The 23,997-nt window shown below is 67.2% G+C and carries 23 protein-coding genes; 10 read left to right on the top strand and 13 right to left on the bottom strand.

The window, feature by feature from the left end; genetic code table 11:
* The first annotated feature begins 164 nt into the window (after nucleotides 1–164).
* Together QPK27_RS16420 and QPK27_RS16415 are read left to right on the top strand one after the other, a co-directional pair.
* On the top strand, nucleotides 165–1,691 hold the full coding sequence (locus tag QPK27_RS16420; protein ID WP_290419324.1) for a tetratricopeptide repeat protein: 1,527 nt from the start codon (nucleotides 165–167) through the stop codon (nucleotides 1,689–1,691).
* A gap of 296 nt (nucleotides 1,692–1,987) precedes the next feature.
* Nucleotides 1,988–4,159 carry a prolyl oligopeptidase family protein gene (locus QPK27_RS16415; RefSeq protein ID WP_290419323.1) on the top strand — a complete coding sequence of 724 codons (2,172 nt, stop codon included), beginning with the start codon at nucleotides 1,988–1,990 and terminating at the stop codon, nucleotides 4,157–4,159.
* A 226-nt stretch (nucleotides 4,160–4,385) separates the two neighbouring features.
* Here QPK27_RS16415 and QPK27_RS16410 read toward each other — a convergent pair whose 3' ends face one another.
* A complete protein-coding gene (locus QPK27_RS16410) occupies nucleotides 4,386–4,961 on the bottom strand; it encodes a helix-turn-helix domain-containing protein (protein WP_290419322.1) in 576 nt (191 codons plus the stop codon).
* A 208-nt stretch (nucleotides 4,962–5,169) separates the two neighbouring features.
* Here QPK27_RS16410 and kbl point away from each other — a divergent pair, with 208 nt between their 5' ends.
* The 6 genes from kbl (at nucleotide 5,170) to moaD (ending at nucleotide 12,174) form a co-directional block, all read left to right on the top strand.
* Nucleotides 5,170–6,375, top strand: a complete 1,206-nt coding sequence (gene kbl, locus QPK27_RS16405; protein WP_290419321.1) for a glycine C-acetyltransferase — start codon at nucleotides 5,170–5,172, stop codon at nucleotides 6,373–6,375.
* A 56-nt stretch (nucleotides 6,376–6,431) separates the two neighbouring features.
* Complete coding sequence (locus QPK27_RS16400) at nucleotides 6,432–7,394, top strand: NAD-dependent epimerase/dehydratase family protein (protein WP_290419320.1); 963 nt, start codon at nucleotides 6,432–6,434, stop codon at nucleotides 7,392–7,394.
* An 86-nt stretch (nucleotides 7,395–7,480) separates the two neighbouring features.
* Nucleotides 7,481–8,869 carry an L-serine ammonia-lyase gene (locus QPK27_RS16395; protein WP_290419319.1) on the top strand — a complete coding sequence of 463 codons (1,389 nt, stop codon included), beginning with the start codon at nucleotides 7,481–7,483 and terminating at the stop codon, nucleotides 8,867–8,869.
* A 315-nt stretch (nucleotides 8,870–9,184) separates the two neighbouring features.
* The gene (gene thrC / locus QPK27_RS16390) at nucleotides 9,185–10,660 is read left to right on the top strand and encodes a threonine synthase (protein ID WP_290419318.1); all 1,476 of its coding nucleotides are present in this window, start codon (nucleotides 9,185–9,187) and stop codon (nucleotides 10,658–10,660) included.
* A 1-nt stretch (nucleotide 10,661) separates the two neighbouring features.
* Nucleotides 10,662–11,909 (top strand): gephyrin-like molybdotransferase Glp, encoded by a 1,248-nt coding sequence (gene glp, locus QPK27_RS16385; protein WP_290419317.1) that lies wholly within the window; start codon nucleotides 10,662–10,664, stop codon nucleotides 11,907–11,909.
* A 7-nt stretch (nucleotides 11,910–11,916) separates the two neighbouring features.
* Complete coding sequence (gene moaD, locus QPK27_RS16380) at nucleotides 11,917–12,174, top strand: molybdopterin converting factor subunit 1 (protein WP_290419316.1); 258 nt, start codon at nucleotides 11,917–11,919, stop codon at nucleotides 12,172–12,174.
* A gap of 149 nt (nucleotides 12,175–12,323) precedes the next feature.
* Here the strand turns inward: moaD and dctP are convergent, their stop codons facing one another.
* The 5 genes from dctP to QPK27_RS16355 all read right to left on the bottom strand — a co-directional run bounded on the left by dctP (nucleotide 12,324) and on the right by QPK27_RS16355 (nucleotide 15,406).
* On the bottom strand, nucleotides 12,324–13,340 hold the full coding sequence (gene dctP, locus QPK27_RS16375) for a TRAP transporter substrate-binding protein DctP (RefSeq protein ID WP_290419315.1): 1,017 nt from the start codon (nucleotides 13,338–13,340) through the stop codon (nucleotides 12,324–12,326).
* A gap of 244 nt (nucleotides 13,341–13,584) precedes the next feature.
* Nucleotides 13,585–13,806, bottom strand: coding sequence for a hypothetical protein (locus QPK27_RS16370; protein WP_290419314.1), 222 nt, complete (start codon nucleotides 13,804–13,806; stop codon nucleotides 13,585–13,587).
* Between the two features lie 26 nt (nucleotides 13,807–13,832).
* Entirely contained in the window at nucleotides 13,833–14,786 is a 954-nt protein-coding gene (locus QPK27_RS16365) for an alpha/beta fold hydrolase (protein WP_290419313.1), read from the bottom strand.
* Nucleotides 14,783–14,986 carry a helix-turn-helix transcriptional regulator gene (locus QPK27_RS16360; protein WP_290419312.1) on the bottom strand — a complete coding sequence of 68 codons (204 nt, stop codon included), beginning with the start codon at nucleotides 14,984–14,986 and terminating at the stop codon, nucleotides 14,783–14,785. Before QPK27_RS16360 ends, QPK27_RS16365 begins: the two co-directional genes overlap by 4 nt.
* Before the next feature lie 21 nt (nucleotides 14,987–15,007).
* Nucleotides 15,008–15,406 carry a hypothetical protein gene (locus QPK27_RS16355; protein WP_290419311.1) on the bottom strand — a complete coding sequence of 133 codons (399 nt, stop codon included), beginning with the start codon at nucleotides 15,404–15,406 and terminating at the stop codon, nucleotides 15,008–15,010.
* 140 nt (nucleotides 15,407–15,546) lie between these two features.
* On the opposite strand from QPK27_RS16355, the gene QPK27_RS16350 reads away from it, so the two are divergent.
* Complete coding sequence (locus tag QPK27_RS16350; RefSeq protein WP_290419310.1) at nucleotides 15,547–16,803, top strand: TIGR03862 family flavoprotein; 1,257 nt, start codon at nucleotides 15,547–15,549, stop codon at nucleotides 16,801–16,803.
* A 174-nt stretch (nucleotides 16,804–16,977) separates the two neighbouring features.
* Nucleotides 16,978–18,135: a diguanylate cyclase gene (locus tag QPK27_RS16345; RefSeq protein WP_290419309.1), complete on the top strand. Its 1,158-nt coding sequence runs from the start codon at nucleotides 16,978–16,980 to the stop codon at nucleotides 18,133–18,135.
* Nucleotides 18,136–18,236: 101 nt separating this feature from the next.
* Here QPK27_RS16345 and QPK27_RS16340 read toward each other — a convergent pair whose 3' ends face one another.
* The 7 genes from QPK27_RS16340 to hpnD all read right to left on the bottom strand — a co-directional run bounded on the left by QPK27_RS16340 (nucleotide 18,237) and on the right by hpnD (nucleotide 23,937).
* On the bottom strand, nucleotides 18,237–19,397 hold the full coding sequence (locus tag QPK27_RS16340) for a serine hydrolase (RefSeq protein WP_290419308.1): 1,161 nt from the start codon (nucleotides 19,395–19,397) through the stop codon (nucleotides 18,237–18,239).
* A 120-nt stretch (nucleotides 19,398–19,517) separates the two neighbouring features.
* Nucleotides 19,518–19,706, bottom strand: a complete 189-nt coding sequence (locus QPK27_RS16335; protein WP_290419307.1) for a hypothetical protein — start codon at nucleotides 19,704–19,706, stop codon at nucleotides 19,518–19,520.
* A 143-nt stretch (nucleotides 19,707–19,849) separates the two neighbouring features.
* Nucleotides 19,850–20,644 carry a GIN domain-containing protein gene (locus QPK27_RS16330; RefSeq protein ID WP_290419306.1) on the bottom strand — a complete coding sequence of 265 codons (795 nt, stop codon included), beginning with the start codon at nucleotides 20,642–20,644 and terminating at the stop codon, nucleotides 19,850–19,852.
* Nucleotides 20,645–20,659: 15 nt separating this feature from the next.
* The gene (locus tag QPK27_RS16325; protein WP_290419305.1) at nucleotides 20,660–21,457 is read right to left on the bottom strand and encodes a DUF1700 domain-containing protein; all 798 of its coding nucleotides are present in this window, start codon (nucleotides 21,455–21,457) and stop codon (nucleotides 20,660–20,662) included.
* Nucleotides 21,458–21,473: 16 nt separating this feature from the next.
* A complete protein-coding gene (locus tag QPK27_RS16320; RefSeq protein WP_290419304.1) occupies nucleotides 21,474–21,644 on the bottom strand; it encodes a hypothetical protein in 171 nt (56 codons plus the stop codon).
* A 30-nt stretch (nucleotides 21,645–21,674) separates the two neighbouring features.
* A complete protein-coding gene (gene hpnE / locus QPK27_RS16315; protein WP_290419303.1) occupies nucleotides 21,675–23,117 on the bottom strand; it encodes a hydroxysqualene dehydroxylase HpnE in 1,443 nt (480 codons plus the stop codon).
* On the bottom strand, nucleotides 23,104–23,937 hold the full coding sequence (gene hpnD / locus QPK27_RS16310; RefSeq protein ID WP_290419302.1) for a presqualene diphosphate synthase HpnD: 834 nt from the start codon (nucleotides 23,935–23,937) through the stop codon (nucleotides 23,104–23,106). The genes hpnE and hpnD overlap by 14 nt, the downstream gene beginning before the upstream one ends.
* Nucleotides 23,938–23,997: the final 60 nt, after the last annotated feature.

Genomic DNA, 23,997 nt, shown 5'->3' with positions numbered 1-23,997 from the left:
TGCGGTCGCAAACCCCGATACCCCCGCTCTACTTAAAATTTTAGCAACGGGAAGGCTGCTTGCGCGGCCTGCGTTTTTCGGGCCGGGCCGTGCCGCGCGCGCAGCGTTTTTGCTTCGTCCGCCGCAGGTCCGGCGATGTGCCTGCGACCGCCGAGAGGACATGGATGAGCCGTGAAAATGCCGCCCGCGAGGGCGACGATACCTACCAGTGGTATTTCCGCGCGGCCCAGCGCGGCGATCCCTACGCCCAGTTCAACCTGGCCCAGCTCTACCTGCGCGGCGCCATCGTCGAGCGCGACGATGCGCGCGCCGCGCTGTGGCTGGCGCGCGCCGCCGCCAGCGGCCTGGCCTATGCCCAGAACCATCTCGGCGCCATGTACTACAGCGGCCGCGGCGTGCCGCCCGACGACGTCCAGGCGGCGCGCTGGTTCCGGCGCGCGGCGCAGCAGGGCGACCGCTCGGCCCAGCACAACCTGGCGCTGCTGTACCGGAAAGGGCGCGGCGTGGCGCAGTCGCACAAGGCGGCCATCGGCTGGTTCTACCGTGCGGCCGAGCAGGGCATGGCGCGCGCCCAGGCCCAACTCGGCGACTGCTACCTGCACGGCCACGGCGTCAACGTCAGCCATCCGCTGGCGATGGCGTGGTTCCGCAAGGCCGCGCTGCAGGGCCACGTGCCGGCCCAGGTGCAGCTGGCGCACATGTACCAGCGCGGCCACGGCGTCGCCGCCAGCCTGCCGCAGGCGCTGTACTGGCTGCGCCACGCGGCCGCGGCCGGCGACGCCGTGGCCCAGTGCCGGCTGGGCGCGGCCTATGCCGATGGACGCGGCGTCGAGGTCGACCTGGCATACGCGCTGCACTGGTTCGAGCGCGCCGCGCGCCAGGGCGAACGCGAAGCCCAATACCGGCTGGCGCGCATGCTGGCCGCCGGCCGCGGCGTGCGGCGCGACCTGCCGCGCGCCTTCGACTTCTATTCGCGCGCGGCCGAGCAGGGCGTGGTGCGCGCCCAGTTCGCGCTCGGGGTGATGCTGGCGCAGGGCGTCGGTGTGGCGCGCGACCCGGCGCGGGCGGTCGGCTGGTACCGGCGCGCCGCCCAGCAGGGGCACGCCGGCGCCCAGAACAACCTGGGCGCGATGTACGCGCGTGGCGAGGGCGTCGAGCGCGACGACGTGCTGGCCGCGCACTGGATCGAACTGGCGGCGCGCCAGGGCAATGCGCTGGCCCAGTACAACTTCGGGGCCATGCATGCGGTGGGCCGCGGCGTGGCGCGCGACCCGGTGCGCGCCGGCATGTGGGGCTGGCTGGCGGCGCGCGCCGGCGTGACCAGGGAGACCTGGCTGTGTGCACATGGTCCGACTGTGCCGGGGCAGCCTGCCGTTGGCGCGGCACTGGATCGGAAGCCACTGGCGGCGCAAATGCCGCTCGAGCTACGCGCCGCGCGGCCGGAGACGTCGGCGCCAGCCGTCGTCCACGATCCTGCAGCCACCGGCGCAATCGCCTCGGCGCCGCCGTCGCGGCCGGCGCCGGGGCGCGCCATCGCACCGCTGCGCAAGGGCTTTACGACGGGCGCGGCTGCAAACGATTACATCGCCGTACCGGCAAATGCGGGGCGCCGAAACTCCACGTCGCTGATGGCGCGCTGGCTGGTCGGCATGACGGGGCCGCGCTGCCTATTGCGGCGCGTACGGGCCTGAGGAGGGAACAGCGCAGCGCAAGGAGAGCAACGGCACGCGCCTGCGGGAGCGCAACAGCGCGAAGGACAGCAGGGTCGACGCACAGCGCCAGGCCCAGCCATGCACCGATACATGCCGGCGCTGCACTTGCATGGAGCCTGTCAACACGGGGCTCGCAGGCTGTTTGCACTTCCCCGGCGCAGCACAGGCGGGGTCAGGAAAGCGGCAGCGCGCAACGGTATCCAACCCGGCGGTTTCGCGTTATGATGCCCAGCGGCACATGCCACTTTGATCATACTCCTCGACCTGAGAACAATATGCAATTGAGACACGCTACGCTCGTCGCCATGCTGGCCGCGGCTTTCGGCGCCGCCCCGGCGCTGGCACAAAGCTGCTCGCCGTCCGGCCCTTCGCTGACCTATCCGGTTTCGAAGAAAGTCGGCCAGACCGACAACTACCACGGCACCACCGTGGCCGATCCTTACCGCTGGCTGGAAGACGCGAACAGCGCCGAGACCAAGGAGTGGGTCGACGCCCAGAACAAGGTCACCCAGGACTACCTGGCGCAGATCCCGCAGCGCGCAGCGATCCGCCAGCGCCTGACCCAGCTCTGGAACTACGAGCGCTACAGCGTGCCGGGCAAGGAAGGCGGCCGCTACTTCTACACCCGCAACGACGGCCTGCAGAACCAGTCGGTGCTGTACACCCTGAAGAACCTGGGCGACACCCCGCGCGTGCTGCTCGACCCGAACAAGCTCTCCAGCGACGGCACCGTGGCCCTGGCCGGCATCGAAGTCAGCCCGGACGGCAAGCTGCTGGCCTACAGCACCGCCGCCTCGGGCTCGGACTGGAACGAGATCCGGGTGCGCGACATCGAATCCGGCAAGGACCTGGCTGACCACGTCAAGTGGGTCAAGTTCAGCGAAACCGCCTGGACCAAGGACGGCAAGGGCTTCTTCTACAGCCGCTACGACGAGCCGAAGGAAGCGACCAAGCTGGCCGATGTGAATTACTTCCAGAAGCTGTACTTCCACCGCATCGGCACCCCGCAAAGCGCCGACACCTTGGTATACGACCGCGCCGACCAGAAGGAGTGGGGCTTCCGCAGCCAGTCCAGCGAAGACGGCCGCTACCTCCTGATCACCACCACCAAGGGCACTGCGCCCAAGAACCGCGTCTCGTACAAGGATCTGAGCAAGCCTGATGCGAAGGTGGTCGACCTGATCGACAACTTCGACGGCGGCTACGACTTCATCGACAACGTCGGCAGCGTGTTCTACTTCAGCACCGACCGCAACGCGCCGAAGAAGCGCATCATCGCGATCGACATCACCAGGCCGCAAGAGAGCAACTGGAAAGAGATCGTCGCCGAGAGCCCGGACACCATGACCGGCGCCGACATCATCAACAACCAGCTGGTGGTCGGCTACCTGAAGGACGCCAGGAGCGTCGTACGCGTGGTCTCGCTGGACGGCAAACCGGTGCGCGAGATCGCGCTGCCGGGCATCGGGACCGTCGGCGGCCTGCAGGGCGAGCGCGGCGACAGCGAGACCTTCTACTCGTTCACCAGCTATACCACCCCGACCACGATCTACCGCCTGAACCTCAAGACCGGCCAGAGCACCGTGTTCCGCCAGCCGAAGGTCGCCTTCAATCCGGCCGACTACGAGACCCGCCAGCAGTTCTACACCAGCCGCGACGGCACCAAGGTGCCGATGTTCATCGTGTCGAAGAAGGGCCTCAAGATGGACGGCTCGAACCCGACCTACCTGTACGGCTACGGCGGCTTCAACATCTCGCTGACCCCGGGCTTCTCGCCGGCCAACCTGGCGTGGATGGAAATGGGCGGCGTCTATGTCGTGGCCAACCTGCGCGGCGGCGGCGAATACGGCGAAGCCTGGCACCAGGCCGGCACCAAGCTGCAAAAGCAGAACGTGTTCGACGACTTCATCGGCGCCGCCGAATGGCTGGTGGCGAACAAGGTCACCTCGCCGCAAAAGCTGGCGATCGGCGGCGGCAGCAACGGCGGCCTGCTGGTCGGCGCGGCGATGACCCAACGTCCCGATCTGTTCGCTGCGGCGCTGCCGGCGGTGGGCGTGATGGACATGCTGCGCTTCCACAAGTTCACCATCGGCTGGGCCTGGACCTCGGACTACGGCTCGTCGGAGAATCCGGACGAGTTCAAGGCCCTGGTCAAGTACTCGCCGCTGCACAACCTGAAAGCCGGCACCTGCTACCCGGCCACGATGGTGACCACGGCCGACCACGACGACCGCGTGGTCCCGGCGCACAGCTTCAAGTACGCCGCCGCGGCCCAGGCCGCGCAGGCCGGCAGCGCGCCGATCCTGATCCGCATCGAGACCAAGGCCGGCCATGGCGCGGGCAAACCGACCAGCAAGCAGATCGAGGAAGTCGCCGATAAATGGGGCTTCCTGTCGCGCGAGCTGCACATGGGCGATGCCGGCAAGACCGTCGGCGGCGCGCAGTAAGCGTCGTCAAGGGTGAATGAAAACGGCCACCGGAGCGATCCGGTGGCCGTTTTTTCATGATCCGCTGCATGCCAGGGTGGACGGCTCTGGGGTCCACGCGTCGATCGTTACCGTCGCCCCGAGCGCAATCCATGATCTCGCTGCCGACAATCACCGCGTGGACGGCGGAGCCGTCCACCCTACCTGATCGACGGTGCGAGGACGCCAGACCGGCGCATTCATACAATCAACGGTGCACGACGACCAGCACCGCCTTGGCCTCGGTCTTGCCGATATTCCGGATCACGTGATTGTGGTCGGCCGAATAACGCGCCGTGGCGCCGTGGCGGATCTTCTTCTTTTCACCAGCCACTTCCAGTTCAATCGTTCCCGTGATCACCGTCAGGTGCTCCCCGGTCCCAGGATCGTGCGCCTGCGACGCCAGTTCGCCGCCCGGCGCCAGGATCAATTCGTACCACTCGTACTTGCCGGCCAGGTCCATCGGCCCCAGGATGCGCAGCGAGTAACCCGCATGCGCGCCGGGCAGGGTCGGGATCTCGTGCGCGTCCACCACGCGGATCAGCTCCGCCGTACGCACCTCGGACGATAGCAATTCGCCAATCTGCACCCCCAGCGCATTGGCCAGGCGCCAGGTGATGGCGATGGTCGGATTGGCCTTTTCGCGTTCGATCTGGGACAGCATCGATTTCGACACGCCGGCGATGCGCGACAGGTCTTCCAGCGTCAGGCCGCGCGCCAGGCGCAGGCGCTGTAGCGTGGCGCCCACTTCGGGCGGGGCATTGTTTGTTAGAGTTGTATTCATTGCCGTATGCGTCTGGCCTAATTCGGATTGCTTATAAGGTTATCGCCCACGCTTGCCAAGTTCATTGGCCGGGCGTAATATTCGATATATTGAATTTCCGTTCGAGATAGCGAACCAAGTTTAGTAACTCGAACGAGCCAACGGTACAACATCCGCCAACGGCCGGTCAAGGCGGGCCAACCACATTTCAGGGAACAGGGAGCACTCCATGAGCGATCAAGCCTTCTACAGCAGCCTGCAGCAAAAACTCGACACCCTGAAGGGCGAAGGCCTGTTCAAGCCGGAGCGCGTGCTGGCCTCGCGCCAGGGCTCGCAAGTGACCGCCGACGACGGCCGCACCCTGATCAATATGTGCGCCAATAACTACCTGGGCCTGTCGGGCGACGTCGAGACGCAACAAGCCGCGGCGGCGGCGCTCGAGAAGTATGGCTACGGTCTCTCCTCGGTGCGCTTCATCTGCGGCACCCAGACCGTGCACAAGGAACTGGAGCAGGCCCTGTCGACCTTCCTCGGCACCGAAGACACGATCCTGTACGCGGCGGCATTCGACGCCAACGGCGGCGTGTTCGAGCCGCTGTTCGACGACAACGATGCCATCATCTCGGACGCCCTGAACCACGCCTCGATCATCGACGGCGTGCGCCTGTGCAAGGCCGCGCGCTATCGCTACGCCAACAACGACATGGCCGACCTGGAAAAGCAGCTGATCGCGGCCACGGAAGCGGGCAAGCGCCACAAGATCATCGTCACCGATGGCGCGTTCTCGATGGACGGCACCATCGCCAAGCTCGACGAGATCGTCGCGCTGGCCGAAAAATACGGCGCCCTGACCATGATCGACGAATCGCACGCCTCCGGCTTCATGGGCCCGACCGGCCGCGGCACCCACGAGCACTTCGGCGTGATGGGCAAGATCGACATCATCACCGGCACCCTGGGCAAGGCCCTGGGCGGCGCGATGGGCGGCTTTACCTCGGGTAAAAAGGAAGTGATCGAGACCCTGCGCCAGAAGTCGCGTCCCTACCTGTTCTCGAACACGCTGGCGCCGATGATCGCCGGCGCCTCGCTGGCGGTGCTGGACCGGATCAGCAAGTCGACCGAGCTGCGCGACCGCCTGCACGAGAACACCGCCTACTTCCGCCAGGAGATCGAGCGCATCGGCTTCACCATCAAGCCGGGCACCCACCCGGTGGTGCCGGTGATGCTGTTCGACGCCCCGGTCGCGCAGAAATTCGCGGCGCGCATGTTCGAACTGGGCGTGCTGCTGTCGGGCTTCTTCTACCCGGTGGTGCCGATGGGCCAGGCGCGCGTGCGCGTCCAGCTGTCGGCGGCGCACACCCGCGAGCAGCTCGACTTCGTGCTCAAGGCCTTCGAGCAGGCCGGGCGCGAACTGGGCATCATCAAGAGCGCCTGAATCAAGTCCGCTAACCAGAACGATCAATCGCAGTCGCTACAACCAAGGAACACAGCATGGAACGCATCCTCATCATCGGCGCCAATGGCCAGATCGGCAGTGAACTGGTCAGCGCGCTGGCCGACAAGCACGGCGCGCAGAACGTGATCGCCTCGGACATCGGGCAGGACAACGTGTATGGCGCCGCGCGCTACACCCGTCTGGACGTGCTCGACAAGGACGCGGTCATGCGCCTGGTGGTCGAGGAAGGCGTGACCCAGGTCTACCAGCTGGCGGCGCTGCTGTCGGCCACCGGCGAAAAGGCGCCGCTGAAGGCCTGGACCCTGAACATGGACGGCCTGCTGAACATCCTGGAAATCGCGCGCGAACGCGGCGAAGCGGGCAAACCCTTGAAGGTGTTCTGGCCGTCGTCGATCGCCGCGTTCGGTCCGAACACCCCAAGCGAGGCTACCGCGCAGTACACGATCATGGACCCGACCACGATCTACGGCATCAGTAAACTCGCCGGCGAGCGCCTGTGCGAGTACTATCACGCCAAGTACGGCGTCGACGTGCGCAGCATCCGCTATCCGGGCATCATCAGCTACAAGTCGCCTCCGGGCGGTGGCACCACCGACTACGCGATCGCGATCTTCCACGCGGCGCTCAAGGGCGAGACCTATGAATGCTTCCTGGGACCGGAGACCACGCTGCCGATGATCTACATGCCGGACGCGATCCGCGCCACCATCGAGCTGATGGAAGCGCCGAGCGATAAGGTGGCGATCCGCTCCTCGTACAACGTGGCCGGCGTCTCGTTCAACCCGCGCGAACTGGCCGCGGCGATCCAGTCGGCGCGCCCGGGCTTCAAGATCGCCTACAAGCCGGACAGCCGCCAGCAGATCGCCGACTCCTGGCCGAAGAGCCTGGACGACAGCCGCGCCCGCAGCGACTGGGGCTGGGAAAAGCGCATCGGCGTCGACGAGATGGTCGCCGACATGCTGAAGAATATCGACGTCGGCCTGAGCGCCGCCGCCTGATGGACCAAAGGCCAGGCTGGCAACGCCTGGCCTTTCATCCGTTTACAACAACGATAAAAAGCACGGACCTACACGGAGACACAACGATGGACATGAGCGTATTTGACCTGTTCAAGATCGGCATCGGGCCTTCCAGCTCGCATACCGTCGGACCGATGGTGGCGGCGCGCCGCTTCCTGGTCGAGAGCGGGGTGCTGGAGCAGGCGGTCGGCGTCGAAGCCCACCTGTACGGATCGCTGGCGCTGACCGGCGTCGGCCACGCCACCGACAAGGCGGTGATCCTGGGCCTGATGGGCGAGACGCCGCAGGACGTCGACCCCGACGCGGTCGAGGACAAGCTGGCCGAGGCCGAGCTGGACGGCGAACTGAAGCTGCTGGGCGAGAAGACCGTCCCGTTCAGCGCCAGGACCAACCTGGTATGGCACAAGGCATCCACCTTGCCGGAGCACCCGAACGGGATGCGTTTCGTGCTGCATCTGGCGGACGGCAGCATCGTCGAGCGGATTTATTATTCGGTCGGCGGCGGCTTCATCACGGCCGCCGGCGAGAGCCAGGCGCGCGCGGCGGACGCTCCCGCCGCCTCGGTGCCGTTCCCGTTCGACACCATGGCGCAGCTGCTGGAGCAGGGGCGCCGCCACGGCTTGAGCATCCCGCACATGCTGCGCGCGAACGAGTGCGCACGCATGAGCAACGGCCAGCTCGACGAAGGACTGGACAATATCTGGAGCGTGATGCGGGCCTGCATCTGCCACGGCCTGGTGACCGAAGGCCGCCTGCCGGGAGGCCTGAACGTGCGCCGGCGTGCAGCCGGGCTGTGGAAACAGGCGCAGCAATCGCAGCAGCAGCCGCTGAACGCCTTGCCGCACGATGCGGTGCAGCAGGTCAGCCTGTACGCGATGGCGGTCAACGAAGAAAACGCGGCCGGCGGCCGGGTGGTCACGGCGCCGACCAACGGCGCGGCCGGGATCATCCCGGCGGTGCTGCGCTACTACGCCGAAGACTGCCGCCCGATCGACCCGGTGCGCGGCGTGCGCGACTTCTTGCTGACGTCGGCCGCGATCGGCATGCTGTGCAAGAAGAACGCGTCGATCTCGGGCGCCGAAGTCGGTTGCCAGGGCGAGGTCGGCGTGGCCTGCGCGATGGCCGCGGCCGGACTGGTGGCGGCGCTGGGCGGCAGCAATGAGCAGATCGAGAACGCGGCCGAGATCGGGATCGAGCATCACCTCGGCATGACCTGCGACCCGATCGGCGGCCTGGTGCAGATTCCGTGCATCGAGCGTAACGGCATGGGCGCGATCAAGGCGATCACCGCGGCCTCGCTAGCACTGAAGGGCGACGGCACTCACTTCGTCAGCCTGGACAGCGTGATCGAAACCATGCGCCAGACCGGGGCCGACATGCAGGTCAAGTACAAGGAAACCTCGCTCGGCGGGTTGGCGGTGCATGTGGTGACGGTGAATCACGCGGCTTGCTGATGGCCGTGGTGCGTGCCGGCTTGCGCGCTATGCATGCAAACTTGGGTCCCCGCCTGCGCGGGGACGACGTTGATTGGGGCAGTGGGATCATCGGGCGGTCGAATCCGGACACCTGCTTCGAAACGTCGTCCCCGCGAAGGCGGGGACCCAAGTCCGCAGCGCAGCCCGCCATGCACATCATGACAACGCGCCCACGCCCACCCAAACAAACCCAAATTTTCTTCACTAAACAGAGTTTTTTGCAGCACAGCATACAATCCCGCCCGCTCCCACTATAATAAAGTTTCAATGTGAGCCAACCGGATCTTCTACCGTATGCAATATGTGTCCACCCGCGCGACCAGCGCGTCCGCAGCACGCAATCCCCAATCCTTCTCTGACATCCTGCTGGCCGGCCTCGCGCCGGACGGCGGCCTGTACCTGCCGGCCGAATACCCGCAGGTGACGGGCGCCGAACTCGACGCATGGCGCAAGCTGTCGTACGCCGAGCTGGCCTACGAGATCCTGCGCAAGTTCGCCACCGACATTCCGGACGCCGACCTGCGTGACTTGACCGCGCGTACCTACACACCCGAGGTCTACCGCAACGCCCGCGCCGACGAGTCGGGCGCCGACATCACGCCATTGCGCGTGCTGGAAGACGGCGCCAACGGCAAGCTGGTACTGCAAGCCCTGTCCAACGGCCCGACGCTGGCGTTCAAGGACATGGCGATGCAACTGCTCGGCAACCTGTTCGAATACGCGCTGGCCAGGAACGACGATGAACTGAACATCTTCGGCGCCACCTCGGGCGACACCGGCAGCGCCGCCGAATACGCGATGCGCGGCAAACGCGGCGTGCGCGTGTTCATGCTGTCGCCGCACCGGAAGATGAGCGCGTTCCAGACCGCCCAGATGTTCAGCCTGCAGGACCCAAACATCTTCAACATCGCGGTCGAAGGCGTGTTCGACGACTGCCAGGACCTGGTCAAGGCGGTCTCGAACGACCTCGAATTCAAGGCCCGCCACAAGATCGGCACCGTCAACTCGATCAACTGGGCGCGCGTGGTGGCCCAGGTGGTGTACTACTTCCGCGGCTACCTGGCGGCCACCACCAACAACGAACAGAAGGTCTCGTTCACCGTCCCGTCCGGGAACTTCGGCAACGTCTGCGCCGGCCACATCGCCCGCATGATGGGCCTGCCGATCGAGCGCCTGATCGTCGCCACCAACGAAAACGACGTGCTCGACGAGTTCTTCCGCACCGGCGTCTACCGCGTGCGCGCATCAAACGAGACCCTGCACACCAGCAGCCCGTCGATGGACATCTCGAAGGCCTCGAACTTCGAGCGCTTCGTGTATGAGCTTGTCGGCCGCGACGCCGAGCGCACCCACGCGCTGTTCCGCAAGGTCGAGACCCACGGCGGCTTCGACCTGTCCGGCGCGCCCGGCAGCGACGGCGACGAGTTCAAACTGGTCGCGCAGTACGGCTTCGCCTCCGGCCGCTCGACCCATGCGGACCGCCTGGCCACCATCCGCGACGTGCAGCGGCAATATGGCATCACGATCGACACTCACACCGCCGACGGCGTCAAGGTCGCGCGCGAACACGTGCAGCCGGGCGTGCCTATGATCGTGCTGGAGACGGCGCTGGCGGCCAAGTTCAACGAGACCATCGTCGAAGCGCTGGGCCAGGACGCCGCGCGTCCGGCCGGCTTCGAGAACATCGAGGCGCTGGCGCAGCGCTTCGTCGTGATGCAGCCGGACGTGGGCCTGATGAAGGCCTACATCGCAGAACGCACGGGGCTGTGACATGAACGCACCTGGACACAAGGCGCCCATGCTGTCGGTGCGCGAAGCGCTCGACCTGCTGCTGGATGCGGCGCTGCCGGTTGGGGAAACCGACACCGTGCCGACCCTGGAGGCGAACGGCCGCGTGCTGGCCGAAGACCAGCGCTCGACCATCGACGTGCCGTCGGCCGACAACACCCAGATGGACGGCTACGCCGTGCGCGCCGCCGACTGCGACAGCGGCAGCGCGACCCTGCGCGTCGCCCAGCGCATCCCTGCCGGCAGCGTCGGCCAGCAGCTCGAACCCGGCACCGCGGCGCGCATCTTCACCGGCGCCCTGATTCCGCCGGGCGCGGATGCGGTCGTGATGCAGGAGCAGTGCGAGGCGGTCGGCGACAGCGTCACCGTGCGCCACGCGCCGCGCGCCGGCGAATGGATCCGCCGCCGCGGCGAAGACATCGGCGCCGGCGCGACCATCCTGGCGGCCGGCACGCGCCTGCGCAGCCAGGAGCTGGGCCTGGCCGCATCGGTCGGTCTGGCAACGCTGCCGGTGCGCCGGCGCCTGCGCGTCGCGGTGTTCTTTACCGGCGACGAACTGACCATGCCGGGCGACGTGCCGGCGGACCAACTCAAACCCGGGTCGATCTACAATTCGAACCGCTTCACGCTGCGCGGCCTGCTCGAGAACTTCGGCTGCGACATCACCGACTACGGCATCGTGCCCGATTCGCTCGAGGCCACCCGCAGCACGCTGCGCGAAGCGGCGCGCGCGCATGACCTGATCATCACCTCGGGCGGCGTGTCGGTGGGCGAGGAAGACCACATCAAGCCGGCGGTGGAAGCCGAAGGGCGGCTGAACATGTGGCAGATCGCGGTCAAGCCGGGCAAGCCGCTGGCGTTCGGTCAGGTCGATCGCCCGGAGGGCCATGCGTTCTTCCTCGGCTTGCCGGGCAATCCGGTGTCGAGCTTCGTCACCTTCCTGCTGTTCGTCCGGCCGTTCCTGCTGCGCCTGCAGGGCGTGAGCGGCCCAGTCGAGCCGCGCGGCTATCTGCTGCGCGCCGATTTCGACCAGGCCAAGGCCGATCGCCGCAACGAGTTCCTGCGCGTGCGGGTCAACGCGGCGGGCGGGCTGGACCTGTTCCCGAACCAGAGCTCGGGCGTGCTGACCTCGACCGTGTGGGGCGACGGGCTGGTCGACAACCCGGCCGGCAACCGCATCGCATCGGGCGACCTGGTGCGCTTCATCCCGTTCGCGGAACTACAGAATTAGGAGAACCATGAAAGTCACGCTGCGATATTTTGCCGCGCTGCGCGAAGCAGTCGGGGTTGGCCAGGAAACGCTGGAATTGCCGGCCGACGTAGGGACCGTGGGCGCAGTGCGCGAACTGCTGCGCGCGCGCGGCGGTGTCTGGGCCGAGGCGCTGGCGCCGGAGAAGGCGGTGCGCATGGCCTGCAATCAGGTGATGTGCTCTCCTGAGACCGCCGTCGTCGACGGCGGGGAAGTGGCGTTTTTTCCGCCGGTGACGGGTGGGTGAGGTGGGTTGAACGCGTCGGCGGCGAAGCCGCCAACCCTACGCGTCCATGGATATATAGGGGTAGCGTCCCCAATCCGAAATCCAACGTAGGGTTGGCGGCTTCGCCGCCGACGCGTTCAACCTGCGCCAAGCAACCCGCGCATCCGCGATCACAACTTCGCGATCGACTGCTCCGCCAGCGACAGCAGCTTGGCGCAATTCCCGTTGCGCTCCCCGAACTCCTTCCACGCCGTATTGCGCGCCACTTCCTGCCAGCGGCGCAATGCCTGCGCGTCCAGGTCGACCACCTTGGCGCCGACGCCGCGATACACCGAGGCCACCGCCGCGTCGTCCATGCGCGCCGCTTCCATCGCGAATTGTTCCAGCTCGCCGCCGACCGCCAGCACCGCCTCGCGCTGCGACTTCGGCAGCCGCTCGAACACGGTGCGCGACATCAGGAGCGGCTCGAACATGAACCAGTACGAGCCGCCGCGCGCCGTCGTCAGGGAGCGCGCCGTTTCTTGCAGGCGGAACGAGATCAGCGAGGTCGATGAGGTCAAGGCTGCATCCAGCGCGCCGCTGCGCATGGCGGCGTGGATTTCGTTGGACGGCATGCTGACCACGGTGGCGCCGGCGTCGCGCAGCAGCAGGTCCATCTCGTGCGAGCCGCCGCGCACCTTCAGGCCGCGCGCATCTTCCGGATTGACGATCGGCGCGCCGCGCGAAGCGACGCCGCCGGCCTGCCAGATCCAGCTGACGATGACCATGCCTTGCTCGGCCAGGATGCGCGACAGCTCGCGCCCGACCGGCGCGTTCTTCCAGCCGTGGCCCTGCTGGTAGGACGTCACCAGCGCCGGCATCAGGCCGATGTTGGCTTCCGGCGCCTGGGCGCCGGCGTACGAGAGCGGCACCAGCGCCATGTCGAGCGAGCCGTTGCGCAGCGCCGTGAACTGGGCGTTGGGTTGCATCAGGCTCGACCCGGCATAGATCGAGAACTTCAGTCCGCCGCGCGTGCGCTTCTCGACTTCGGCCGCGAACTTGCGGCTCAGGCGGTCGCGGAAATCGCCGAGGTTGATGCTGCCTGCGGGAAACTGGTGCGAGATCTTGAGATTATTGGGTTGGGCCTGGGCCTGCTGCAGCCAGAGCGGACTGGTCGCGATTGCGCCCAGCAATGTCCTGCGGGTCATCGCTGATTTATTATGTACCGACATACACATCCTCCAAGATGTTTAACGGACTGCCTGTGAATCGTGGCTTCCTCGTCATGCGGGCGGCCATCGTTCGTGGCCCGTACAAGAATATGCCTGTCACATCCGAAGTCAAGCGGAATATTGCAGGTATGACAAAGGCATGAACATGCCAGCGCGGCGCAGGCCGGCAGTCTGCCGAAATGCGCCGCGCGCGATCCTGGAGGATGGATGGGGTGGAGACTTACGCCTGTTCGTCCTTGCACAGGGCGCAGGCGGCGCCGCGGCTGGCCTGGCGCCAGCGCGCGCCGATGAAGAAGGCGGCGGCCAGCGCCGACCAGGCCAGTGTCGGCAGCCAGGTGGCGGCCAGGCTGTCGCCGCGCATCAGGTCGATCGCGGCGAGCAGGCCGAACATGGTCAGCGCGGCCAGCAGGTACTGGCCGATCCAGTGCGAGAGCGAAGGCATGGCGTCTCCTTGTCGGTGTTACTTTCTTATTTGCGGTCGAGGAAGCGTTTCAGCTGCCCGGCCAGCGCCAGCGGCTGGTCGATCATGACGAAGTGGCGCGCCGGCGAGATCGGCGCCACCTCGACCGAGGGCGCGCCCTCCAGCAGGCTGCGGTAGTGTTCGACCTTGGCCGCCATGTTCAGCCCATCCTGCATCGCATCGTACTCGTAATACGGCGCGATCACCAGCACCGGCGCGCTGATCTTGCCCAGTTCCGGCCGCAGGTCGAGCGCCAGCAAATCCGCCACGTAGGCGCCGACCGCCTCGCGGTCGCTGCGCAGCAGCAGCGGGGTGATGGCGTCGGCCTTGCCGATGTCGAGCACGCCCTGGCCGCGCATGTACTGGCGCTGTTCGTCGGCGTAGGCGTCCGGCCGGCCTTGCGCCATGCGGGTGCGCACGTTGACCGCCGCCTGCGGGCGCTGCTCGGGCGGCATGTTCTCGGTGCCGGGGAACACCGGCAGGCCGTCGATGGCGACCACCCCGCCGACGCGCGCGCCCAGGTCGGCAGCCACGGCCAGCGCCAGCGTGCCGCCCAGGCTGTGGCCGACCAGCACCGGCTTGTTCAGCTTGCGCTGTGCGATCAGGTCACGCAACGCGGCGCGGGCGCCCTCGATCGGCGCGCCGGTCGGGGCCGGGCGGCCGTCGAAGCCGGGCAGGGTGACGACATAGATCGTATACTCGTCCTTGAACTGCTGGATGGTCTGCTGCCATACCCACGGGCCGCTGGCCAGGCCTGGGATCAGCACCAGCGGACGGCCGCGCGAGCCGTGACGCTCGACCAGCAGCGTGCCGGATTCGAAGCGCTCGGCCGGCGCGATGTAGGCGGCGTAGCGGCTGCTGGCGGCCGTGGTTGGGGCCGGGGCTGAGTTAGCTGGCGTCTGGGCCAGGACGGGCGCGGTGGCGGCGCCGAGCGCCAGGGCAAGCAACAGGGAAGTTCTCATGCGGACTCCTGATCAGGTGAAAAGATGGCTTCGACCGGCAGGCCGAACAGCCGGGATATCGTAAAAGCGAGCGGCAGGCTGGGATCATAGCGCCCGGTCTCGATCGCGTTGACGCTCTGGCGCGACACGTCGAGGCGCTCGGCCAGGTCGGCCTGGCTCCAGCCCTGCTCGGCGCGCAGTTCGCGGATGCGGTTCTTCATGGTGCGGTGGCGATCAATGCGTCAGCGGTTGCGCAGTGAACGTACCAGACACACCAGCATTGTGGCGCTGCACAGGACCATCCATACCGAGAACATCGACAACTTCGGGTAGCCCGCGGTCTCGAGGAAGCCATAGGTGAAAGTCAGGCCAGCGGTGATGCCGGCCGCCAGCGCGAACGACTCGAGCAGGAACATGCGCAGGTATTCGTCGACCCGGTTCAGGTGGCGCGCGATCGCCCACAGCATCAGGCCGAAGCCGATCATCGGCGAGAGCAGGAAGGCGGTGCGCAGCAGGCCTTCTTCCATTGGCCGGCCGAGGCGGATCGCCGCTACCAGCAAGACCGTGTAGGTCAGCAGCGCAATGCCCAGCTCGCGAAGGTAAAGGTTGCCGACCCGTTTTTCGTGCGCGTTCCTGGTCATGGTGTGCTCTCTCTGCAAGTAAAGGATGCTTTACATCGTAGGCGCGCTGTCGGCCGATGTCAAGCATCCTTTACATGGCATCCTGGCTCCGATCTCGACTACAATGCGGACCCTGTTCGATCAACCTGTCCGAGTCCGCCATGAACCAGCCCCATCCACCTGCATTTCGCGTCGCCGTCATCGGCGGCGGTCCCGCCGGGCTGATGGCGGCCGAGGTGCTGGCGGCAGCCGGCGTGCAGGTCGACGTCTACGACGCCATGGCCAGCGTCGGCCGCAAATTCCTGCTGGCCGGGAAGGGCGGCATGAACATCACGCACTCGGAACCGTATCCCGACTTCGTCGCCCGCTACGGCCCGCGCCGCGAACAGGTGGCGCGCTGGCTCGAAGACTTCGACGCCGATGCGGTGCGCGCCTGGATCCACGAGCTCGGGATCGACACCTTTGTCGGCAGCTCGGGCCGCGTGTTCCCGCTCGAGATGAAGGCGGCGCCGCTGCTGCGCGCCTGGCTGCACCGGCTGCGCGAAGGCGGCGTGCGCTTTCACATGCGGCATCGCTGGCTGGGCTGGCGCGACGGTCGTCTGCTGCTGTCGTCGCCGGACGGTGATGTGCAGGTGGACGCCGACGCCACCATCCTCGCTCTGGGCGGCGCCAGCTGGGCGCGGCTCGGCTCGGACGGGGCATGGGCGCCGCTGTTGCGGGAGCACGGCGTCGACGTGGCGCCGCTGGTTCCCGCCAATTGCGGCTTCGATGCCGACTGGAGCGAGCATTTCAGCAGCCGTTATGCGGGCGAGCCGTTGATCACGGTGGCGCTGGGCTGGCGCGCGCAGGATGGGCAGCTGGCGTGGCGCAAGGGGCAGTTCGTGGTCACGCAGAGCGGCATCGAGGGCAGCCTGGTGTACGCGCTGTCGGCGCCGCTGCGCGACGCGATCGCTCGCGACGGCAACGCCACCGTCTGGCTCGACCTGGCGCCGGACCTGAGCGCGGAGCGGGTCGAGGCCGAAGTGACCCGGCCGCGCGGCTCGCGCTCGATATCGAGCCACCTGCAAAGCCGGCTCGGGATCAAGGGCGTCAAGGCGGGGCTGCTGCATGAATGCCTGAGCCGCGACGATTATGCCGACCCGGCGCGCCTGGCTGCTGCGATCAAACGGCTGCCGGTGAAACTACTGCGCACGCGCCCGATCGACGAAGCGATCAGCAGCGCCGGCGGGGTGCGGTTCGAAGCGCTGGCCGATGATGGGGCCATGCTGCGCGCGCTGCCCGGTACTTTCGTGGCGGGCGAGATGGTCGATTGGGAGGCGCCGACCGGCGGCTATCTGCTGACGGCGTGCTTCGCCAGCGGGCGCGCCAGCGGAGCCGCGGCGCTCGACTGGCTGCGCGCTTGCGCGCCAGATCATTGACAGCCTGGTCGTGGAGAAGGTTCGGTATCCAGCGCCGGGCAGCCCACTATCGAGCGCGGTGCGCATTTCCACCCTCCCGCATCGGCGATGAATACGACCATTTTTGCATGAATTCTTTACATCAATGCAATAAGTCGCTACAGTCTGGCTCGTTTTCGTCCGACGAACCCTTCCATGTCCAAGCTGCAGTCTCCCGGTGCTGTCACGCGCTGGAACGGTGAATTTGCATCGGCCACCATCGAATCTGCCTTCCTGCGCGAGCAGGGCAGCGCGATCCAGCACGAGTCGGCCCGGTCGCTCGCATTCTGCGCCCTGTTTTTTCTGGCGTTCGCGCTGGCCGATGCGGCCCATCTCGGTTATGGCAGCGCGACACTGACACTGTTCGCAGCGCGCCTGGCCATCGCAGTCGTGGCGTTGACGGGCATCGTGCTCACGCGCCGGAGCACCAATCCAGCCCATACCGCCTACCGCGCCGCGACCGCATTCACCAGCCTCACGATGTTGACGTTTTTGCTGATCGCGTATTTCCGGGGCGATCTGCTACTGCACGGCATGTCGATGGCCATCATGCTCATCATCGTGTACCTGTTCATTCCGAACCGGCTGGTGACCGCGACGACGATTGCCCTCAGCGCCAGCGCTGCCTTCCTGGCGCTGGTGCACGTCTTCGACATGGCCAGCCCGCGCCAGCTGTCGACCATGACCATGCTCCTGATGCTCGCGAACCTGTTCGGCGCCATTGCCGCACGCCGCGACGCCTGTTTGTCGCGCCGGCATTACTGGACCCAGCAAATCCTGATCGACCACTCGGTACGCGATCCCCTCACCGGCGCCTTCAACCGGCGTCACCTGAACGCGGGCCTGCTCGAGCAGGAGATCGATCGCGCCCGGCGACAGCGCTCGGCGCTGACCATCGTCGTCTGCGACCTGGACGGTTTCAAGGCGATCAACGACACCCACGGCCACCAGGCCGGCGACAAACTGCTGCAGGACTTTGCCCATCTGCTGCTGTCGATGACCCGTGACGGCATCGACACCGTGGTGCGCTATGGCGGCGAGGAATTCCTGTTGATCCTGCGTGATACCGACCTGGCCGAGGGGCAAGCGCTGGCGGAGCGCATCCGTGCGCACCAGGCCGCGGCGAGCAGCCTGCACGGCGAGGTTCGCATCCAGGCCACGGCAAGCTTCGGCGTGGTCGGCGCGCGCTTGTCGACCAGCCTGCCAGGCATTGCCGGCCACGCCCTGATCGCGCACGCCGATGAGCTGATGTACGTCGCTAAGCGTAGCGGTCGCAACCGTGTCCATGCAGCGGAGTGGACGCCGCCGGCGTGACCCGGGTCGACGTCGAAAAAGAGCGTGCATGGTGTCAGTGCCGACAAGTGGACACGCACTGAACAATAGTTAGCGTTCAGCTCGGGTTGCCTCATCACTGACTAACGTTTCGAGCTACGCTCAAGCGGCGCCAGGCCACATTGTTCGGCTGGCGCCGTCTTGCCGCAGTGCTTGAAGAACAGCCTGGCGAGATCGAACGCCATCTTGTCGACATCGGTCGGCGACACGTTGGTCAGCACCATCACCGTCAGCGGCAGTCGCATGAAACGGATGTAGCCAAGCTGGTAGCCCGGCAGGGTGCCGCCGTGACCTGCGGCGGGCTCGCCATCGATGACGTCAACGAAGGCGCCGAAGCCGTAGCCGAAGCCCTGGTTGCGGAACATCTCCTTCCTGAGCGCCGGGTCGAGGCCCAGCGCATCGGTGTCGTGCAATGCCCGATCCCAGGTCAAGAGGTCGTCGATCGACGAATACAGGTTACCGGCGGCGTACACCATGCTGGGCGCGATATGGAACATGTTCTGCAACCTGCCGTCGTCGTCGCGCAGATAGCCGGGAACGAGCGACGGCACGATCCGGGTGTAGTCGAAGTAGCCGGAATGCCGCATGCCGAGCGGTTGCAGGAAGCGTGCCTCGACGTCTTGCGCGTATGGTTTGCCGGTTAGCTTTTCGATGACCAGGCCAAGCGCCACGTAATTCGTGTTCGAATAATCGTATTTGGTTCCCGGGACGAAGCGCAGGGGCTGGTCCTGCACCAGCGCCAGCACGGCGCCGGGCTCACGATCGACGCGCACCAGCTTGCGGAACGAATTGGTGCTGGCCATGTATTCGGGGATGCCGCTGGTGTGGTTCAACAGCTGTCGGATCGTGACCGGCTGCAACTCTGCCGGCAGATCGGGCAGCGTCGCGCGCACCGATGCATCCAGCGACAACCGGCCTGACTGGACCAGCTGCAGCACCGCCACCGCAGTAAACATCTTGGTGACCGAGCCGACGCGGTACACGGCGTCGCGCCGGGTCGGGATCTGCCACGTACGCTCGCCTGTGCCGTACGCGCCGCGCACGATCTGTTTGCCGGCATAGACGATGGCGACGTTGCCAGCCCAATCCTGTTGCGAGACCAGGCCTTGCAGCATCGCTTCCACATCGCGCTCGAGCGCGTGGCGCCGTTCGTGCGGGGCCGGCGACGGCGCGGCACTTGCGGAAGGTAGCGCCAGGCACAGGGCAACAAGGCTGGCGGCGAGTGGGTGGCGAAGTCGGGGCATGGATAGGACTTGTAGCGCTGCGAACGGGCAAGCCGTCGAGTATACGCATGGGAGCACACGCGAATGTACGCGCTTTTTCACGCTAGCTCTGTTCTGGCCCTGGGATGTGGTTCGACGTGTTCAATCGCGCGCCGTGCGCCACTCCTGCGGCCTGGCCGGCGTCTCATGCTGCGGGCAATTCGTGAAGCGCTGCTTGCCGTGCTTTTCGATCATGTCGATGCTGGTGACGGGCGAGCGTTCGGTGATGCAGTAGGTGCCGCGGCCGGTGATGACGCGCGTGCGGCGCGCGCCGTCGCCGGTCTGGTTCACCAGCTCCTCGATTTTGGGCGCTTCCCATGTGCGCCGGCGGCGCCTGGCGCGCCATCTGCCATCCGGCGATCAATGCCAGGTGCACCAGCAAGGTCGCCCCGATGCCGGCAAGCGCCGGTCGCTGCCGAAGCCTGGATGGATCGTCATTCGACGTAGCTGACGCTGCCGGTACCGGTGCGGCTCGTGCCGCGCTCGCCCGGGTTGCCATGCACTTCCACATCGCCGCTGCCGCTGAGCGAAATGCTGGTCTTGCTGCGCGCCTGCACGATGCTGTCGCCGGACCCGGTCTGGCTCAGCATCACGGTGTCGGCGCGCAGGTGTTCGGCATCGAGCCGCCCGGAGCCGGACGATTCGGCTTCGAGCTCGCGCGCGTTGCCGACCACGGTCAGGCTGCCGGACCCCATCAGGCGCGCTTCGAAGCGATCCACCGCGGCGCCCGCGTTCACGTCCAGGTCGCCGCTGCCGCTGACGCCCGCCTCGACCCGCCGGAAACGGCCATTGAAGCGCGCCGAACCGGAGCCGTTCAGCTGCACCACGATGCGCTCGCCCGAAAAGCCGTTGACCGTGCTGTCGCCGTTGCCGGTCAGCGTCACGGCGCTCAAGGCCGGCAGCGTCAGCTCGACTTCGAGCGGCTGGCGGTGGCGCAGCACCATGCCGCGGATGCCGATGTGCAGCACCGGGCCTTCCTGCGTCACCTCGACATTGCCGAGCAGGCGCTGTTCGCCGCTGACCTGCAGCGCCGGCGTGGGGCCGTAGCGCAGGGTCAGGTCGATCGGCCCTTCGAGAGCGACCGCGTCGACGCCGTCCGGCACCGTGCGCACTTCGCGCGCCACCTGGCGTCCCTGGCTGGCCGAGGTGGTGCCGCTGGCGCGCAGCATGCTGTAGCTGAGCGCGACCAGCACGCAGGCCAGCACCAGCAGGCTGAAACCGACTTTCATCAAGGCGCGCACCGTTCAGGTCCCTCTCAACAGCGACATGTTCATGCGGGCATAGCGGCGCAGGCCGATCAGGGTGTACTTGCTGATCACCAGCGCCAGCAGGAACAGGGCGATGCCGCCCAGGATCAGGCCGCAGCCGAACAGGGTTTGCGTGGTGCGCGAATCGGGATCGAGGTCGGTCGTGATCTGGATCTTGCGTTCGGCCACCGCCTCGGCGCCGCGGATCACGCGCATGGTCGAGCGGTCCTTGTCGCCGGTGGCGTCCGGCTCCGGTGGCGGCGCGGCGTCCTCGGCCTCTTCTTCGAATACGTGGATGCCGTTCTCGCTGATCGAGATGCGGGTCTGCGCCGGGCGCCGCCGGGGCTCGCCGTCGTCTACCACCACCACATGGTCGAGCGGGGCGCTCAGCACCAGTTCGTTGGCGCCGGCCAGGCCGCTGGCGGTGATCGCGATGCCGGACACATAAAAGCCGAACGCGCTCGCGTACAGCGCCACCAGCAGGCTGGCGTACACCGCGGCCGGAATCGCCATGAACAGGTTGAACACCAGCAGCCCCAGGCTTGAGAGCAGCGTGCGCAGCGGCGCGCCGGCCGGCTTCTTGTCCTTCAGCGCCTCCAGGTGGGCGCTGGTGCGCAGCGTCACCGCCACCTGGCGCGGGTCGCCCAGCTCCTGTGCCACGTCCTCTTCGCGCCGGCCGGCGGCGACGCCGTCGACGAAACGCTGCTCGTACCAGGCCAGGGTCCTGGCCTGGAGCTCGGGCGGCAGGCCGGCCAGGGCCCGCTTGAGCGCGTCGAGGTATTCGAGCTTACCCATGGTGCTTACTCATGACTCACGGATGGCCGATGACCGGAATCGAGCCGATCGCGGCCGAGGTGGCGTGGGCCGAGCCGCCGATCAGCTCCGGATGGACCAGCACCGCGGTGCTGGCGATGGCCAGGGCCACCAGCGCCAGCAGGACGATCGGGAAGCGTACGGCGCGCAGGCCGGGTGGGGGTGTCATGACGGATTCCATGCATGTGTGTCGATGCTGCTACTGTATGGAATCGCCGGCGGCTGCACCACGGCTGTGCGACAGGCTGCGCTTTTCGCGGGGCAGGGCGCCATAGGCGCGGATGGCCGTCGCCGCCGCCAGGCCGCTGCGCACCGCCGTTTCCAGGGTCGCCGGGTAGTCGCTGGCCGTGTAGTCGCCGGCCAGCACCAGGCCCGGCAGGCCGGTGGCCTTGTCCGGACGCTTCAAGGCCGGGGTGCACGAGAAGGTGGCGCGCTTTTCGGTGATCACCCGGGTCCAGCCTGGGCTGGCGAGCTCCGGGCGCCCGAAGTCCTGCGCCAGCTGGGCCGTGATGGCCGTCGCCAGCGCCTCGCGCGACAGCTCACCGGCCTCGCCGGCGGCGCTGACCACCACGGCCAGCAGACCGTCCTGGCCGGCGTCGAGCCGGGCGCGGTCGAACACGAACTGGCCCCAGCGGCGGTTTGCCGGATCGTCTTCCAGCGCATAGAACGGCAGATCGAGCCGGGTGCCGGGCGGGTATTGCAGGTAGCAGGTGGCGATCGGCTCGTAGTCGAAGCCGGCCAGCTGGGACGCCAGCGTCTCCATGCCGGGCAAGGACGCCAGCAGGGTTGCGCTTTGCGCGGCCGGGGTGGCCAGCACCACGGCGTCGAAGCGTTCGCTGGCGGCGCCGCCGGCGGCCTGGCCGGTGAGGTCGAGGCGCCAGCCCTCATTTTCCCCGTTGACGGCGGCCACCTTCACGCCCAGGCGCAGCGCGCCGCCTTGCCGTTCGAGCCAGGCCCCGGCAGGTTCCGGGAACAGGGCGCCCATCGGCAGGCGCGGCAGCAGCATGTCGGAAGCGGCGCGAGTGCGCGCACCGAGGCTGTCGCGCAGCACCGCCAGGAATACGTTGGCGGACGCGCGCTCGGGCGGCGTGTTCAGGGCCGCGATGCACAGCGGGCGCCACATCAGGCGGATCAATCTCGGAGTCTGGTCGAAGCGCTCCAGCAGTTCGGCCACGGTGCAGTCGTCGTTCAGTTGCCAGCCCATCCACTTGGCCGCGCTGTTCAGGCGCGCCAGGGCCAGCTTGTCCTTGCGCCCCAATCCTTTCGCGCGCAGCAGGGCCACGGCCAGGTGCAGCGGCGCCGGCAAGCGCGGCGCGGCGAAGTCCATGCCGTCGCCGCCACTCGGATAGCGCATCTGCACCGGCAGGCGCAGCAGGGCAGCATCGAGGTCGACGCCGACCTGGCGCATCAGGCGCAGGCAGTCGCGGTAAGCGCCGAGCAGGATGTGCTGGCCGTTGTCGAGCGCCATCCCGCGCACTTCGACCCCGCGGGCGCGTCCGCCCAGGCTGCGCGCCGCTTCGAACAGCGTCACGTGGTGGCCCCGGCGCGTCAGTTCCACTGCCGCCGCGCAGCCGGCCCAGCCGCCGCCGGCGACCGCGACCCGCAATGCATTGGCAGGACCGGCCTTCTCAGGTCCGAACATAGGTCTTCCACGCCAGCCAGAGCTTGCGCAGCGGCGTGAGCGAGATGCGCTGGTTCAGGACATGGAAGCCGTCGCGCTGGATTTCATCCAGCAGGGTGCGGTAGATCGCCGCCATCATCAGGCCGGGGCGCTGGGCGCGCCGGTCTTCCTTCGGCAGCAGGGCCAGCGCTTCGTCGTAGATGGCCTGGGCGCGCTCGGCCTGGAATCGCATCAACGCCTCGAACTTGTCGCTGTGCTGGAGTTTCAGCAGGTCGTTGGCGGTGACGCCGAACTTCTGCAGGTCGTTCACCGGCAGGTAGATGCGGCCCTTGCGCGCGTCGTCGCCGACGTCGCGGATGATGTTGGTCAGCTGGAAGGCAAGGCCCAGCTTCTCGGCGTATTGCAGGGTCTGCGGATTGGTGTAGCCGAAGATGCTGGCCGACAGGATGCCGACCACGCCGGCCACGTGCCAGCAGTAGCGCTGCAGGCCGGCGTAATCGAGGTAGCGGCTCTGGTCGAGGTCCATCTCCATGCCGTCGACGATCGCCAGCAGGTGCTGCTCCTGCAGGTCATAGGTGGCGACGTGCGGCTGCAGCGCCAGCATTACCGGGTGGGTCGGGGTGCCGCCGTACATCTTCGAGACCTCGGTGCGCCACCAGGCCAGCTTGATGCGCGCCACCGAGCCGTCGGTGGCATCGTCGACGGTGTCGTCGACCTCGCGGCAGAACGCGTACAGCGCGGTGATCGCACGCCGGCGCTCGGGCGGAAGGAACAGGAAGCTGTAGTAGAAACTGGAGCCGCTCTGGACGGTCTTTTGCTGGCAGTATTCGTCAGGAGACATGAATTCTAACTGGTGATGCTGGTTGGACGGCGCGCTGCGCCGCGGGTTGGACCACAATAG

This window comes from Massilia sp. YIM B02443 (genome assembly GCF_030411955.1).
GTDB lineage: Bacteria > Pseudomonadota > Gammaproteobacteria > Burkholderiales > Burkholderiaceae_D > Telluria.
The sequence above is the reverse complement of the archived record's forward strand: the minus strand, read 5'-3'. Positions and strand labels throughout refer to the sequence as shown.

Bases quoted from the DNA above. Each gene is read 5' to 3' on its own strand.
- QPK27_RS16370 (WP_290419314.1), bottom strand. From the start codon at position 13,806: ATGCCTTCGCTCTCGCACTGGATCGGCCAGTACCTGCTGGCCGCGCTG.
- moaD (WP_290419316.1), top strand. From the start codon at position 11,917: ATGAAAGTCACGCTGCGATATTTTGCCGCGCTGCGCGAAGCAGTCGGG.
- QPK27_RS16410 (WP_290419322.1), bottom strand. From the start codon at position 4,961: ATGAATACAACTCTAACAAACAATGCCCCGCCCGAAGTGGGCGCCACG.
- QPK27_RS16340 (WP_290419308.1), bottom strand. From the start codon at position 19,397: ATGCCCCGACTTCGCCACCCACTCGCCGCCAGCCTTGTTGCCCTGTGC.
- QPK27_RS16400 (WP_290419320.1), top strand. From the start codon at position 6,432: ATGGAACGCATCCTCATCATCGGCGCCAATGGCCAGATCGGCAGTGAA.
- QPK27_RS16355 (WP_290419311.1), bottom strand. From the start codon at position 15,406: ATGACCAGGAACGCGCACGAAAAACGGGTCGGCAACCTTTACCTTCGC.
- hpnE (WP_290419303.1), bottom strand. From the start codon at position 23,117: ATGTTCGGACCTGAGAAGGCCGGTCCTGCCAATGCATTGCGGGTCGCG.
- dctP (WP_290419315.1), bottom strand. From the start codon at position 13,340: ATGACCCGCAGGACATTGCTGGGCGCAATCGCGACCAGTCCGCTCTGG.
- QPK27_RS16415 (WP_290419323.1), top strand. From the start codon at position 1,988: ATGCAATTGAGACACGCTACGCTCGTCGCCATGCTGGCCGCGGCTTTC.
- QPK27_RS16365 (WP_290419313.1), bottom strand. From the start codon at position 14,786: ATGAGAACTTCCCTGTTGCTTGCCCTGGCGCTCGGCGCCGCCACCGCG.
- QPK27_RS16420 (WP_290419324.1), top strand. From the start codon at position 165: ATGAGCCGTGAAAATGCCGCCCGCGAGGGCGACGATACCTACCAGTGG.
- QPK27_RS16360 (WP_290419312.1), bottom strand. From the start codon at position 14,986: ATGAAGAACCGCATCCGCGAACTGCGCGCCGAGCAGGGCTGGAGCCAG.
- QPK27_RS16345 (WP_290419309.1), top strand. From the start codon at position 16,978: ATGTCCAAGCTGCAGTCTCCCGGTGCTGTCACGCGCTGGAACGGTGAA.
- QPK27_RS16350 (WP_290419310.1), top strand. From the start codon at position 15,547: ATGAACCAGCCCCATCCACCTGCATTTCGCGTCGCCGTCATCGGCGGC.
- QPK27_RS16320 (WP_290419304.1), bottom strand. From the start codon at position 21,644: ATGACACCCCCACCCGGCCTGCGCGCCGTACGCTTCCCGATCGTCCTG.
- QPK27_RS16325 (WP_290419305.1), bottom strand. From the start codon at position 21,457: ATGGGTAAGCTCGAATACCTCGACGCGCTCAAGCGGGCCCTGGCCGGC.
- hpnD (WP_290419302.1), bottom strand. From the start codon at position 23,937: ATGTCTCCTGACGAATACTGCCAGCAAAAGACCGTCCAGAGCGGCTCC.
- kbl (WP_290419321.1), top strand. From the start codon at position 5,170: ATGAGCGATCAAGCCTTCTACAGCAGCCTGCAGCAAAAACTCGACACC.
- glp (WP_290419317.1), top strand. From the start codon at position 10,662: ATGAACGCACCTGGACACAAGGCGCCCATGCTGTCGGTGCGCGAAGCG.
- thrC (WP_290419318.1), top strand. From the start codon at position 9,185: ATGCAATATGTGTCCACCCGCGCGACCAGCGCGTCCGCAGCACGCAAT.
- QPK27_RS16330 (WP_290419306.1), bottom strand. From the start codon at position 20,644: ATGAAAGTCGGTTTCAGCCTGCTGGTGCTGGCCTGCGTGCTGGTCGCG.
- QPK27_RS16395 (WP_290419319.1), top strand. From the start codon at position 7,481: ATGGACATGAGCGTATTTGACCTGTTCAAGATCGGCATCGGGCCTTCC.